Origin of the sequence: Pseudomonas baetica (assembly GCF_051216495.1) — a bacterium.
GTDB lineage: Bacteria > Pseudomonadota > Gammaproteobacteria > Pseudomonadales > Pseudomonadaceae > Aquipseudomonas > Aquipseudomonas baetica_B.
The window spans coordinates 25,622-38,838 of the sequence record NZ_JBPKAM010000064.1 but is presented as its reverse complement, the minus strand read 5'-3'; the positions used below and the strand labels follow the sequence as shown (position 1 = coordinate 38,838).

At 61.4% G+C, this 13,217-nt stretch carries 10 protein-coding genes; 3 read left to right on the top strand and 7 right to left on the bottom strand.

Annotated features, from left to right (window positions below):
- Positions 1-97: 97 nt before the first annotated feature.
- The 6 genes from ACSFE6_RS21195 to ACSFE6_RS21170 all read right to left on the bottom strand — a co-directional run bounded on the left by ACSFE6_RS21195 (position 98) and on the right by ACSFE6_RS21170 (position 7,765).
- Positions 98-730: a sarcosine oxidase subunit gamma gene (locus ACSFE6_RS21195; RefSeq protein ID WP_435429413.1), complete on the bottom strand. Its 633-nt coding sequence runs from the start codon at positions 728-730 to the stop codon at positions 98-100.
- A gap of 130 nt (positions 731-860) precedes the next feature.
- A complete protein-coding gene (locus ACSFE6_RS21190; protein WP_435429412.1) occupies positions 861-3,878 on the bottom strand; it encodes a sarcosine oxidase subunit alpha in 3,018 nt (1,005 codons plus the stop codon).
- The gene (locus tag ACSFE6_RS21185) at positions 3,875-4,204 is read right to left on the bottom strand and encodes a sarcosine oxidase subunit delta (RefSeq protein WP_007980417.1); all 330 of its coding nucleotides are present in this window, start codon (positions 4,202-4,204) and stop codon (positions 3,875-3,877) included. The genes ACSFE6_RS21190 and ACSFE6_RS21185 overlap by 4 nt, the downstream gene beginning before the upstream one ends.
- 14 nt (positions 4,205-4,218) lie before the next feature.
- The gene (locus ACSFE6_RS21180) at positions 4,219-5,469 is read right to left on the bottom strand and encodes a sarcosine oxidase subunit beta (protein ID WP_435429411.1); all 1,251 of its coding nucleotides are present in this window, start codon (positions 5,467-5,469) and stop codon (positions 4,219-4,221) included.
- 23 nt (positions 5,470-5,492) lie between these two features.
- Entirely contained in the window at positions 5,493-6,746 is a 1,254-nt protein-coding gene (gene glyA / locus ACSFE6_RS21175; protein WP_435429410.1) for a serine hydroxymethyltransferase, read from the bottom strand.
- A 293-nt stretch (positions 6,747-7,039) separates the two neighbouring features.
- Positions 7,040-7,765 (bottom strand): TraX family protein, encoded by a 726-nt coding sequence (locus tag ACSFE6_RS21170; protein WP_435429409.1) that lies wholly within the window; start codon positions 7,763-7,765, stop codon positions 7,040-7,042.
- A 131-nt stretch (positions 7,766-7,896) separates the two neighbouring features.
- Here ACSFE6_RS21170 and ACSFE6_RS21165 point away from each other — a divergent pair, with 131 nt between their 5' ends.
- Positions 7,897-8,937, top strand: a complete 1,041-nt coding sequence (locus ACSFE6_RS21165; RefSeq protein WP_435429408.1) for a low specificity L-threonine aldolase — start codon at positions 7,897-7,899, stop codon at positions 8,935-8,937.
- A gap of 208 nt (positions 8,938-9,145) precedes the next feature.
- Positions 9,146-9,970, top strand: a complete 825-nt coding sequence (locus tag ACSFE6_RS21160) for an SDR family oxidoreductase (protein ID WP_435429407.1) — start codon at positions 9,146-9,148, stop codon at positions 9,968-9,970.
- 126 nt (positions 9,971-10,096) lie between these two features.
- On the opposite strand, the gene gbcB is transcribed toward ACSFE6_RS21160, so the two are convergent.
- The gene (gene gbcB / locus ACSFE6_RS21155; protein ID WP_435429406.1) at positions 10,097-11,197 is read right to left on the bottom strand and encodes a glycine-betaine demethylase subunit GbcB; all 1,101 of its coding nucleotides are present in this window, start codon (positions 11,195-11,197) and stop codon (positions 10,097-10,099) included.
- Between the two features lie 295 nt (positions 11,198-11,492).
- On the opposite strand from gbcB, the gene gbcA reads away from it, so the two are divergent.
- A complete protein-coding gene (gene gbcA / locus ACSFE6_RS21150; protein ID WP_435429405.1) occupies positions 11,493-12,788 on the top strand; it encodes a glycine-betaine demethylase subunit GbcA in 1,296 nt (431 codons plus the stop codon).
- Positions 12,789-13,217: the final 429 nt, after the last annotated feature.

Below are 13,217 nucleotides of genomic sequence, written 5' to 3'. Positions count from 1 at the left end.
CCCCCCCCCCCCCCCCCCCCCCCCCCCCCCCCCCCCCCCCCCCCCCCCCCCCCCCCCCCCCCCCCCCCCCCCCCCCCCCCCTACAGGGGCGGTGTAATCAGGCCTGAACGCTCAGGCCGTACTCGGCCGACGCATCCTGCAACCACAACCACCAGTAATCCGAGAAGCTGCGGCGGATCAGCAGTTCCCAGGTGTCTTCGGCGGTGTGGCGGATCATCAGTTGCGACTTGGCGAACACCGTGCCCACAGCCTTGCCCACCGGGAAGTTGTTGGGGTGCACGTCGTAGCTGGTGGACTTCATCAGCACCTGGCGCACGTTCGGGCCGCTCAGTTCGAGGATCTGCTGGCCGCCGCTGACGTTGACGATCTGGATATGCAGGTCGCCCAGCGCTTCACGCAGTTTCTTCTCGGCGGCGAACTCTTCGCCGCTCGGCACGATCAGCAGCCACTCGTCCGGGCCCATCCATTGCAGGCTGGTTTCGCCTTTGACGATGACGGTCAGCGCGCTCGGCAATTCGATGCCCAGTGCCTTGTGCACGCCGGCGGCGAATGCGGCGTCATGGCCGTCGCCACGGAGGGTCAGGTGGCCGAGGAGTTTTTTCTCGCGCACGGTCACGCCGGCGTTCTTGCGACCCTTGCCCACCAGGCTGGCGAGGTCGGCGTGATGCAGCGACGACTCGGCCTTGGCGCCGTTGGTTGGGCGTTGTTGGTAAACATTGGCTGCGGTCATAAAGCACCTTTCCTGAATTCTGTGTCTCCTGTGGGAGCTGGCTTGCCAGCGATAGCGTTGCATCAGTCACCGTTGTGTTGTCTGACCTGACGCTATCGCGGGCGAGCCCGCTCCCACAGGGACTGTGGTGTTAGATGTTCTGGCGTTCGCCCTTCGGATCGAAGAACACCGAAGACACGATTTCCGCCTCGATCACGCTGCCGTCCGCCAGTGGCGCGAACACACGCTCGCCCATGCGGTTCAGGCCGCCCTTGACCACGCCCATGGCGAACGAATAGCCCAGGGAGTTGTGCAGGTAGCTGGAGGTCACGTGACCGACCATGGTCATCGGGATCGCCTGCTTGGTGTTGAACACCAGTTGCGCACCTTCCGGCAGCCATACGTTCGGGTCGATCGGCTTGAGGCCCACCAGCTGCTTGCGCTGATCACGCACGCAGTCTTCGCGGTTCATGCCACGCCAGCCGATCCACGAGAACGGTTTGGTGCGACCGACACACCAGCCCATGTTCAGGTCGTCCGGAGTCATCGAACTGTCAGTGTCCTGGCCGACAATGATGAAGCCCTTCTCGGCCCGCAGCACGTGCATGGTTTCAGTGCCGTACGGCGTCAGGTTGTACTTCTTGCCGGCCTCGACGATTTTTTCCAGCACACCCATCGCATAGTCGGCTTGCACGTTGACTTCGTACGAGAGTTCGCCGGTAAACGAAATCCGGAACACCCGCGCCGGCACGCCACCGACCAGACCTTCTTTCCAGGTCATAAACGGGAAGGCTTCGCTGGTCACGTCGATGTCGGTGACTTCGCTGAGCAGCTTGCGGCTGTTCGGCCCGGACAGGGTCATGGTTGCCCAGTGATCCGTCACGGAAGTGAAGTACACCTTCAGGTCCGGCCATTCGGTCTGGTGGTACAGCTCCAGCCATTGCAGTACGCGGGCCGCGCCACCGGTGGTGGTGGTCATGACGAAATGGTTGTCGGCCAGGCATGCAGTCACGCCGTCGTCGAACACCATGCCGTCTTCTTTGCACATCAGGCCGTAACGGGCCTTGCCCACGTCGAGCTTGGTCCAGGCGTTGGTGTACACGCGGTTGAGGAACTCGCGGGCATCCGGGCCCTGGATGTCGATCTTGCCCAGGGTCGAAGCGTCCAGCAGGCCGACGCTGTCGCGCACGGCTTTGCATTCGCGCTTGACTGCCGCGTGCATGTCTTCACCGGATTTCGGGAAGTACCACGGACGTTTCCACTGGCCGACATCTTCGAACTCGGCGCCGTTTTTCAGATGCCATTGATGCAGGGCGGTGTAGCGCACTGGTTCGAAGATGTGCCCACAGTGACGGCCGGCCACGGCGCCGAAAGTAATCGGCGTGTAGTTCGGACGGAACATGGTGGTGCCCATCTGCGGGATGGTCACGTTCAGCGAACGGGCAGCAATGGCCAGACCGTTGACGTTACCCAGCTTGCCCTGATCGGTGCCGAAGCCCAGCGCGGTGTAGCGCTTGACGTGTTCGACCGACTCGAAGCCCTCGCGGGTCGCAAGTTCGATGGCGGCAGCGGTCACGTCGTTTTGCAGGTCGACGAATTGCTTCGGCGCCCGTGCGGTGTTCTTTTCATGGGGCACCTGGAACAGTGCCAAGGTCGGCTCTTCCAGACGCGCCAGTGCTTTTGGCAAGGTCGCTTCGACCGCACCAAAACCGGCTTCGCTGGCTGCGCGCACGCCGCCTTCAAAACCATCGGCCAGGGAATCGCCAAGGCCATAAACGCCGTTGATGCCACCAACGCACACGCGTTTCTGCGGCGCTTCGCCCGGTACAAAACCGAGGATGTCTTCACGCCAGATCGGCTTGCCACCCAGGTGCGAAGCCAGGTGAACCACCGGGCTGTAACCGCCGGAGCTGGCAACGATGTCGCAGTCGAGCCATTCACCAGGGCTGGTGACCTTGTGGCCTTTGACATCGATGGCCGCGACACGGGCAGCGGTCACGTGCTTGCTGCCACGGGCCTCGATCACGGCGCTGCCGGTGAGGATGCGGATGCCCTTGGCGCGCGCTTCTTCCACCAGCGCACCGCGAGGATTGCTACGGGCGTCGGCGATAGCGACCACTTGCAGGCTGGCGTCGAGCCAATCCAGGGCCACGCGATAGGCGTGGTCGTTGTTGGTCGACAGCACCAGTTTTTTACCCGGTGCCACGCCGTAACGGCGCACGTAAGTCGAGACAGCACCGGCCAGCATGTTGCCCGGCACGTCGTTGTTGCCGTAGACCAGCGGACGCTCGTGAGCGCCGGTCGCCAGGACCACGCGCTTGGCGCGGACACGATGAATACGCTGACGCACCTGGCCAATCGGTGCGCGGTCGCCGAGGTGATCGGTCAGGCGCTCGTGAATGGTCAGGAAGTTGTGGTCGTGGTAGCCGTTGACCGTTGCACGTGGCAACAGCAGCACGTCCGGAGTGTTCTTCAGTTCCGCGATGACGCCGGCAACCCAGTCCATCGCAGGCTTGCCGTCGAGGCTTTCGCGGGAGTCGAGCAGGCTGCCACCGAACTCTTCCTGCTCATCGGCGAGGATCACACGGGCACCGCTGCGCGCAGCGGCCAGTGCTGCGGCCAGACCCGCAGGGCCGGCGCCGACGATCAGCACGTCGCAGTGCTGGTTCATATAGTCGTAGGTGTCCGGATCGTTCTCGGTCGGCGAACGGCCAAGACCGGCAGCCTTACGGATGTACTTCTCGTAAGTCATCCAGAACGATTGCGGGTACATGAAGGTTTTGTAGTAGAAACCCGGCGGCATCAGCTTGCCGCCGACCTTGCCGAGAATCCCCATCATGTCGTTGTTCACGCTCGGCCAGCCGTTGGTGCTGGTGGCGACCAGGCCCTGGTACAGCGCCTGTTGCGTGGCGCGCACGTTCGGGATTTGCGTGGCTTCGGTGGCGCCGATCTGCAGCACCGCGTTCGGCTCTTCGGCACCGGCGGCGAAGATGCCGCGCGGGCGGGAATACTTGAAGCTGCGACCGATGATGTCGACGCCGTTGGCCAGCAATGCAGCGGCCAGCGAGTCACCTTCGAAGCCTTTGTAGCTCTGGCCGTTGAAGGTGAAGCTCAGGACTTTGTTGCGGTCGATCCGTCCGCCGTTGGACAGGCGATTGATCTGGCTCATACCTTCTCTCCCAGAGCCGTGCTGGCCGCTTTCGGGCTATCGGTCTTGTCGGTGAATTGTGGCTTGGTGCCGATCTTGTAGGTTTCGAGAATCTCGTAGGTCACGGTGTCACGGGTGACGTTGAAGTACTGGCGGCAACCGGCGACGTGATCCCACAGCTCGTGGTGCAAGCCGCGAGGGTTGTCGCGGAAGAACATGTAGTCGCCCCACTCCTCGTCGGTGCAGCTGTTGGGGTCCAGTGGACGCGGGATGTGCGCCTGGCCGGATGCGTGGAATTCCTCTTCGGAGCGCAGTTCGCCGCAGTGAGGACAGAAGATATGCAACATGGGGATTTCTCCTGTTAGTGGGCAACCGCAGCAGCGCCGTGTTCATCGATCAACGCACCGCTGTGGAAGCGGTCGATGGAGAAAGGTGCGGCCAATGGGTGCATTTCACCCTTGGCCAGGCTCGCGGCAAACACGTTGCCCGAGCCAGGTGTGGCCTTGAAGCCGCCGGTGCCCCAACCGCAGTTGAAGAACATGTTCGGCACCGGGGTTTTCGAAATGATCGGGCACGCATCCGGGGTGGTGTCGACGATGCCGCCCCACTGACGGTTCATGCGTACGCGGGACAGGATCGGGAACATCTCGACGATGGCCTGGATGGTGTGTTCGATCACCGGGTACGAACCACGCTGGCCGTAGCCGTTGTAGCCGTCGATACCGGCGCCGATCACCAGGTCGCCCTTGTCGGACTGACTGATGTAACCGTGCACGGCGTTGGACATGATCACGCTATCGATAATCGGCTTGATCGGCTCGGACACCAGCGCTTGCAGCGGGTGGGATTCGATTGGCAGACGGAAACCGGCGAGCTTGGCCATGTGCCCCGAGTTACCGGCAGTCACTACGCCGACGCGCTTGGCGCCGATGAAGCCTTTGTTGGTTTCCACACCGATGCACACGCCGTTTTCCTTGCGGAAACCGATCACTTCGGTCTGCTGGATCAGGTCCACGCCCAGTGCGTCGGCGGCACGGGCAAAGCCCCAGGCCACGGCATCGTGACGGGCCACGCCGCCGCGACGCTGGACGGTGGCGCCCATCACCGGGTAGCGGGTGTTCTTCGAGCAGTCCAGGTACGGAATCTCGTCCGCCACCTGCTTGGCGTTGAGCAGCTCGCCGTCCACGCCGTTGAGGCGGTTGGCGCTGACACGACGCTCGGAATCACGGATGTCCTGCAGGGTGTGGCACAAGTTGTAGACACCGCGCTGGGAGAACATCACGTTGTAGTTCAGGTCCTGGGACAGGCCTTCCCACAGCTTCATCGCGTGTTCGTACAGGTGCGCCGACTCGTCCCACAGGTAGTTGGAGCGAACGATGGTGGTGTTGCGTGCGGTGTTACCGCCGCCCAGCCAGCCTTTTTCGACCACGGCCACGTTGGTGATGCCGTGTTCCTTGGCCAGGTAGTAGGCGGTCGCCAGACCATGCCCGCCACCGCCGACGATGACCACGTCGTAGACCTTTTTCGGGGTCGGCGTGCGCCACATCCGCTGCCAGTTTTCATGGTGGCTGAGGGAGTGTTTGAAGAGGCCGAAGCCTGAGTAGCGTTGCATAGTCATTTACTCCAAAACCGCACTCAGCGATAAACCGGGAAGTCCGCGCACAGGGCCGAAACCTGCTGGGCGACATTGGCTTCGACATCGGCATCGCCGAGGTTGTCGAGGATGTCGCAGATCCAGCCGGCCAGCGTGACGCACTGGGTCACCTTGAAGCCGCGAGTGGTCACCGCCGGGGTGCCGATACGCAGGCCGGAGGTCACGAACGGCGACTGTGGGTCGTTCGGGACAGCGTTTTTGTTCACGGTGATGTGGGCGCGACCGAGCGCTGCATCCGCATCCTTGCCGGTGAGGCCCTGACGAATCAGGCTGACCAGGAACAGGTGGTTATCGGTACCGCCGGACACTACATCGTAGCCGCGTTTGATAAACACGCCGGCCATGGCCTGGGCGTTTTCGATCACTTGCTGCTGGTAGGCCTTGAAGCCTGGCTCCAGCGCTTCCTTGAAGCACACGGCCTTGGCCGCGATCACGTGCATCAGCGGGCCGCCCTGGGCACCGGGGAACACGGCAGCGTTGAGCTTTTTCTCGATTTCTTCGTTGGCCTTGGCCAGGATCAGGCCACCACGGGGACCGCGCAGGGTCTTGTGGGTGGTGGTGGTCACCACGTCGGCGAATGGAATCGGGTTCGGATACAGACCGGCAGCGACCAGACCCGCGACGTGAGCCATGTCGACGAACAGCAGCGCGCCCACCTTGTCAGCGATCTGACGGAAGCGCGGGAAGTCGAGGGTCTTGGAGTAAGCGGAGAAGCCGGCGACGATCATCTTCGGCTTGTGCTCGACGGCCAGGCGCTCGACTTCGTCGTAATCGATCAGGCCGGTATTGGTGTCAATACCATACTGAACGGCGTTGTACAGCTTGCCGGAGGACGACACTTTCGCGCCGTGGGTCAGGTGACCGCCGTGGGCCAGGCTCATGCCCAGGATGGTGTCGCCGGCTTGCAGCAGGGCCAGGTACACGGCGCTGTTGGCCGAAGAACCGGAGTGTGGCTGGACGTTGGCGTAATCGGCGCCGAACAGCTTTTTGGCGCGTTCGATGGCCAGGGCTTCAACCTTGTCCACGTGCTCGCAGCCGCCGTAGTAACGCTTGCCCGGATAGCCTTCGGCATACTTGTTGGTCAGGCCGCTGCCCTGGGCTTCCATGACACGTTTGCTGGTGTAGTTCTCGGACGCGATCAGTTCGATGTGATCTTCCTGACGTTGCTCCTCGGCATTCATCGCCGCCAGCAGTGCATCGTCATAACCCTGGATCTGGTCTTTCTTGCTGAACATCGCGTCTCTCCCAGCGGCATCTGTGCGCCATTCGTCTCGGTAAGGCACTGGCGTTACGGCAGTGCCCTTTGATAGCGATGGTATGACCGGCTTGGAGTGATCAAATGCCTATGGGCGCCACGTAAAGGTGCGTTTACGACATGAACACGAATGGCACGTCGGACAGGATCTGCGAACCAGTCGCAATCCCCTGTGGGAGCGAGCCTGCTCGCGAAAGCGGCGTTTCAGAAACATGGGTGTCGACTGACACTCCCTCTTCGCGAGCAGGCTCGCTCCCACAAGGGGCACCAGGACTATGCGAGAACCTGGCGCAGCACCAGCAACACAAGGAAATGCACGGGATACAAGGCATACGCCCAGCGCCGCATGGCCGGTGGTTTTACGCCTTGGGCATGTCGCAACAGGAACAGCCCCAGCCATGGCGCAATCAGACAAGTGGCAACCGCCGCCATTGCCACGTGATTACCCAATCGAACGGAGTAATACAGCACCTGCCATTGATTGCTCGCCAGGCACACCAGCCCCGGTAGCAGCGCGAAATACCCGGGACGACGAATCACCAGCAGCGTCGCCAACGGCAACAGCACGCCGAAGAAACCGAACATCAACCGCCCGGAAAACAGCGCCGCCAGCACCACCGCACTGACCGCCAACAATTGCGCATCAAGGCTGCGAACCTGCCAGCCACGCGCCACCAGCAGCCCAAGCACGAGCGTGGGCATCACGTTCAAGGTGTCGGGATTGGGAAGGAACAACCGATAGGGAATTTCGCTAACCGCGCTGAACAGCACCAGCCAGCCCAGATAGCGCCACTGTCCATTTGTCGTAACGGGCTCACGCGCCAGGTTTGCCGCCATCGCCAGGCAAAACCAGGGGAACGCCAAACGCCCCGGCACATACAGCCAATCGGCGGAAAATCCGACATATCGCAGGTGATCGAACAGCATGCTCAGCAGCGCCAGCCACTTGAGCAGATCCAGTGCTCGGTCGCGCTGCTTTAAGTACGTAGCCATGTGCATAATTGCCCGGCATCCTTGTAATGTTCTGACAGTGACATCCCGCGCGCTCCCCGGACGATCTTCGGTAGAGTGCCCACCCTCATTGACCACGAGGCGCTTCACCATAGGCGCCTCGACCACGGAAGCAGGCCATGACCGACAAGAGCCAACAATTCGCCAGCGACAACTATTCCGGCATCTGCCCTGAAGCCTGGGCGGCCATGGAACAGGCCAACCATGGCCACCAGCGCGCGTACGGCGACGACGAGTGGACCGCCCGCGCGTCCGACGATTTCCGCAAGCTGTTCGAAACAGACTGCGAAGTGTTCTTCGCCTTCAACGGCACCGCCGCCAACTCCCTGGCCCTGTCGTCGCTGTGCCAGAGTTACCACAGCGTGATCTGCTCGGAAACCGCCCACGTTGAAACCGACGAATGCGGCGCCCCGGAATTTTTCTCCAACGGCTCCAAGCTGCTGATCGCCCGCACCGAAAACGGCAAGTTGACGCCGGAATCGATCCGCGAAATCGCCCTCAAGCGCCAGGACATCCACTACCCCAAGCCTCGCGTCGTGACCCTGACCCAGGCCACCGAAGTCGGCAGCGTCTACACCCCGGACGAAGTGCGCGCCATCAGCGCGACCTGCAAGGAATTGGGCCTGCACCTGCACATGGACGGCGCGCGATTCTCCAACGCCTGCGCGTTCCTCGGCTGCACACCGGCCGACCTGACCTGGAAGGCCGGCGTCGACGTGCTGTGCTTCGGCGGCACGAAAAACGGCATGGCCGTGGGTGAGGCGATCCTGTTCTTCAACCACGACCTGGCGGAAGACTTCGACTACCGCTGCAAACAGGCCGGGCAGCTTGCATCAAAGATGCGCTTCCTGTCCGCGCCCTGGGTCGGGATTCTGGAAAACGACGCCTGGCTCAAATACGCCCGCCACGCCAACCACTGCGCGCAACTTTTAGCCGAGCTGGTCAGCGACATCCCGGGTGTGGAACTGATGTTCCCGGTGCAGGCCAACGGCGTGTTCCTGCAACTTTCGGAACCGGCCATCGCCGCCCTGACTGCCAGGGGCTGGCGCTTCTACACCTTCATCGGCAAGGGCGGCGCACGCTTCATGTGCTCTTGGGACACCGAAGAAGAGCGCGTGCGCGAACTGGCCCGCGATATCCGCGAAGTGATGTCTCACTAACCCCCATAGCCAATGCAACCCCTGTGGGAGCGAGCCTGCTCGCGAAGGCGTACTGACATTCAACATTGATGTTGGCTGGTCCACCGCTTTCGCGAGCAGGCTCGCTCCCACAAAAAGCCAACTCAGCTTCCCCTGCTCGTTTGCTCCTGAAGTCTTGGTCTACATTGTCTGGCGAGCCGTACAGACAACAACAATCAGGAGCGTACGCATGTCATTGCAAGGCAAAACCCTGTTCATCACCGGCGCCAGCCGTGGCATCGGTCGCGAGATCGCGCTGCGGGCCGCGCGCGATGGCGCCAATATCGTGATCGCTGCCAAAAGCGCCGAACCGCACCCCAAACTGCCGGGCACGATTTACAGCGTGGCCGAGGAAGTCGAGGCCGCGGGCGGCAAGGCGCTGGCCTTGCAAGTGGATGTGCGCGATGAAGAGGCCGTGCATCAGGCCCTGGCCCAGGCCAACGAACATTTCGGCAGCATCGATGCGCTGGTCAACAACGCCGGGGCGATCAAGTTGACCGGCGTCCAGCACATCGAACTCAAGCGCTTCGACCTGATGCACCAGATCAACACCCGTGCCGTGCTGCTGTGCAGCCAGGCCGCGCTGCCGTACTTGAAAAAGTCCGGTGGCCACATCCTCAACCTGTCGCCGCCGCTGAACCTGGCGACCAAATGGTTCGCCCAATACAGTCCCTACACCGTGACCAAGTACGGCATGAGCATGCTGACACTGGGCATGAGCGAGGAATTTCGGAACTACGGCATCAGCGTCAACTCACTGTGGCCGCAGACCATGATTGCCACGGCGGCCATCGAGTTTCAGCTGGGGTCACGGGAGTCGTTCAAGCATGCGCGCACCCCGGCGATCATGGCCGATGCGGCGCACGTGATTCTGAGCAGCACAGGCCGCAGCCTGACCGGGCGCTTGCTGATTGATGAGGAAATTTTGCGGGAAAACGGCGTGAGCGAATTCGAGCACTATCGGTTTGCACCCGACAGCTCCGACAAACTGATGCCGGACCTGTTTATCGACTGAAACACCCCCTCTGTAGGAGCGAGCTTGCTCGCGATGCACGACAGAACAACGCGGGGCGTCAGGTTTCCAGCGTTATCGTTGACGTCCATCGCGAGCAAGCTCGCTCCTACAGGGGGCTTGGCGGGGTTAGTACTCGATCCGCACATCGCCCTTCGGCACGCTGCAGCACGACAGGATGAACCCTTCGGCTTCGTCGTCCTCGGTGATCCCGCCGTTGTGGTCCATCTCCACTTCGCCGCCCAGCTTGAGCACCTTGCAGGTGCCGCAGATGCCCATGCCGCAAGCTTTCGGGATCATCAGGCCAACCTTGGCGGCGGCTGCATGCACGGTCTCGCCCGGTGCCACGCGGATGCTTTTGCCCGAAGCGGTGAATTCCACCTGATGCAGGTCCGCCGCATCGACTTCCGGCGCTTCGGCGGCCTGTTCGGCGTTCTCCACGGCATCGGCGATCGCCTCGGGAGGCGTGGCGCCGAAGGATTCCTCGTGGTAGTGCTTCATGTTGAAGCCGGCGTTTTCCAGCAGGCGCTTGACCGCGTTCATGTAGGGCGTCGGGCCGCAGCAGAACACTTCGCGCTCGAGGAAGTCCGGAACCATCAGTTCCAGCATCTTGTGATTCAGATAACCGCGATAACCGGCCCACGGCTCACCGAAGCCATGTTTTTCGCAAATCAGGTGCAGGCTGAAGTTTTCGATCCGCGCCGCCATGTGTTCCAGCTCGCGGTGATAAATGATGTCTTTCGGCGAGCGGGCGCTGTGGATAAACGCCATGTCGACATTGCCGTTGGTGTCGAAGAACCAACGGGCCATGGACATGCACGGCGTGATGCCCACGCCGCCGCTGAGGTACAGCACTTTCGGGTTCGGAAAGTCGATGGCATTGAACAGCCCGACCGGGCCGTGCACCGCCAGTTCGTAGCCTTCATGCAGGGTGTCATGCAGCCAGTTCGACACCTTGCCGCCCGGTACGCGCTTGATCGTCACCGAAAAGCTGTACGGCACCGACGGCGAACTGGAAATGGTGTAGGACCGCATGACCTGCTGGCCGTCGATCTCAAGCTCCAGGGTGACGAACTGCCCCGGCTTGAAGAAGAACATGATCGGCTGGTCGGCCATGAAACAGAAGGTGCGCACATCCCAGGTTTCCTGGATGACTTTGACGCAACGGACGATGTGCCGACCATTGGCCCAGGTCTGGGTGGTTACCGGGTTCAGGAAGTTGTTGGACATGCTGATCTCCACGGCCGACTGCCGGCCTTCATGTTGGCGATTCTGCGTATAGCGCGAACCGCCCATTTACCTATCTGCGACATTCACATGCTTATCGCGACCAGCCCCCAACGACCGGGGCTTGCGCGTCGGGAACAGATTGCATCATGTCGCCCATGGATAAGGTTCTGGCCAGCGCCGGCCCCACACTCGCCCCATACCAAGACACAATCTTTACACCTTGCGTAGCAACCCTGAACAGCACACCTGATTAGCCACTTTCGCCGGCCACGCAGATGGCCTTGAGGATTAAACGATGGACGTCACTACTACTCTGAGCCTGGGCGATCCGCTGGAACCCGCACGCAAGGCCACCGCACAGATGCTGCAAGAGCGCGAGCGCACCTTCTCACTGCCGCAGCCGTTTTACACCGATGAGCGCCTGTTCGAAATCGACATGCAGGAGATTTTCCAGAAAGAGTGGTTGATCGCCGGCATGACCTGCGAGATCCCGGCCAAGGGCAACTACATGACCCTGCAGGTCGGCAAAAACCCGATCATCGTGATCCGCGGCGCCGACGGCGTAGTACATGCCTTCCATAACGTCTGCCGTCACCGTGGCTCGCGCCTGTGCACCAGCGACAAGGGCAAGGTTGCCAAACTGGTCTGCCACTACCACCAGTGGACCTACGAACTCGACGGTCGCCTGCTGTTCGCCGGCACCGAGATGGGCGCCGACTTCGACATGAAGCAATACGGCCTGAAACCGGTGAACGTGAAAACCGCCGGCGGCTACATCTTCATCAGCCTGGCGGACAACCCACCGGCCATCGATGAGTTCCTGGCGACGCTCACCCATTACATGGAACCGTACGACATGGAAAACACCAAGGTGGCAGTGCAAACCACCTTGATGGAAAAGGCCAACTGGAAACTGGTGCTGGAAAACAACCGCGAGTGCTACCACTGCGGCGGCTCGCACCCTGAACTGTTGAAAACCCTGTTGGAATGGGACGACGTCACCGACCCGCGCGCCGACCAGGCGTTCAAGGACCACGTTGCCGCCTCTGCCGCTGCCTGGGAAGCCGAGAAAATCCCTTACGCCCACGCCAGCTTCGGCCTGCGTAACCGCATCGTGCGCATGCCGCTGCTCAAGGGCACCGTGTCGATGACCATGGACGGCAAACAGGGCTGCGCCAAACTCATGGGCCGCATCAAGAACCCGGACCTGGGCTCGATGCGCATCCTGCACCTGCCCCACTCCTGGAACCACTGCATGGGCGACCACATCATCGTCTTCACCGTATGGCCGATCAGCGCCCAGGAAACCATGGTCACCACCAAATGGCTGGTCCACAAGGACGCCGTCGAAGGCGTGGACTACGACGTGGAGCGCATGCGCCAGGTCTGGGACGCCACCAACGACCAGGACCGTCGCCTGGCCGAAGAGAACCAGCGCGGCATCAACTCCACTGCTTACCAGCCAGGTCCTTACTCCAAGACTTATGAGTTTGGCGTGGTGAACTTCATCGACTGGTACAGCGGTCGCATGTTGAACAATCTGGGGGCCGAGCCTGCGCCGTACCTCAAGGGGGTTGCGGTTAGCGGTTGATCCCTCAAAAGCTTCGCGAGCAGGCTCGCTCCCACAAGTGGATTGGTGTTCGACACAGATCCATTGTGGGAGCGAGCCTGCTCGCGAAGGCTCCTTCCCATGCAACGAATCCCCACCTGAAACCCCACCGCCTCAGAACTGTACGAAATATGATCTATTCCGTTCAGCGCTAAGCCCAACAAGGCTCCCAGCCTTCCGCAAACAAGTTATCCACATCTCCACCCACAGCAAATGGGGACAACTGTGGAAAGGCTACGAAATTTCTCCACAGAAACTGAAGAAAATCCGTGACTTATTCAGAATCAGGGTTTTCAGAAGGCACTGATCATTTATTGGCCAAATCTCTAAACACCACGTGAATCGCCGCTTGCAGAGGATGGCGAACACCTTATCCACAGAACCGCCAACAGACTTTGGGGGCAACTTCAC

Bases quoted from the DNA above. Each gene is read 5' to 3' on its own strand.
- ACSFE6_RS21185 (WP_007980417.1), bottom strand. From the start codon at position 4,204: ATGTTGCATATCTTCTGTCCTCACTGCGGCGAACTGCGCTCCGAAGAG.
- ACSFE6_RS21165 (WP_435429408.1), top strand. From the start codon at position 7,897: ATGACCGACAAGAGCCAACAATTCGCCAGCGACAACTATTCCGGCATC.
- ACSFE6_RS21180 (WP_435429411.1), bottom strand. From the start codon at position 5,469: ATGCAACGCTACTCAGGCTTCGGCCTCTTCAAACACTCCCTCAGCCAC.
- ACSFE6_RS21170 (WP_435429409.1), bottom strand. From the start codon at position 7,765: ATGCACATGGCTACGTACTTAAAGCAGCGCGACCGAGCACTGGATCTG.
- ACSFE6_RS21195 (WP_435429413.1), bottom strand. From the start codon at position 730: ATGACCGCAGCCAATGTTTACCAACAACGCCCAACCAACGGCGCCAAG.
- ACSFE6_RS21160 (WP_435429407.1), top strand. From the start codon at position 9,146: ATGTCATTGCAAGGCAAAACCCTGTTCATCACCGGCGCCAGCCGTGGC.
- gbcA (WP_435429405.1), top strand. From the start codon at position 11,493: ATGGACGTCACTACTACTCTGAGCCTGGGCGATCCGCTGGAACCCGCA.
- gbcB (WP_435429406.1), bottom strand. From the start codon at position 11,197: ATGTCCAACAACTTCCTGAACCCGGTAACCACCCAGACCTGGGCCAAT.
- glyA (WP_435429410.1), bottom strand. From the start codon at position 6,746: ATGTTCAGCAAGAAAGACCAGATCCAGGGTTATGACGATGCACTGCTG.
- ACSFE6_RS21190 (WP_435429412.1), bottom strand. From the start codon at position 3,878: ATGAGCCAGATCAATCGCCTGTCCAACGGCGGACGGATCGACCGCAAC.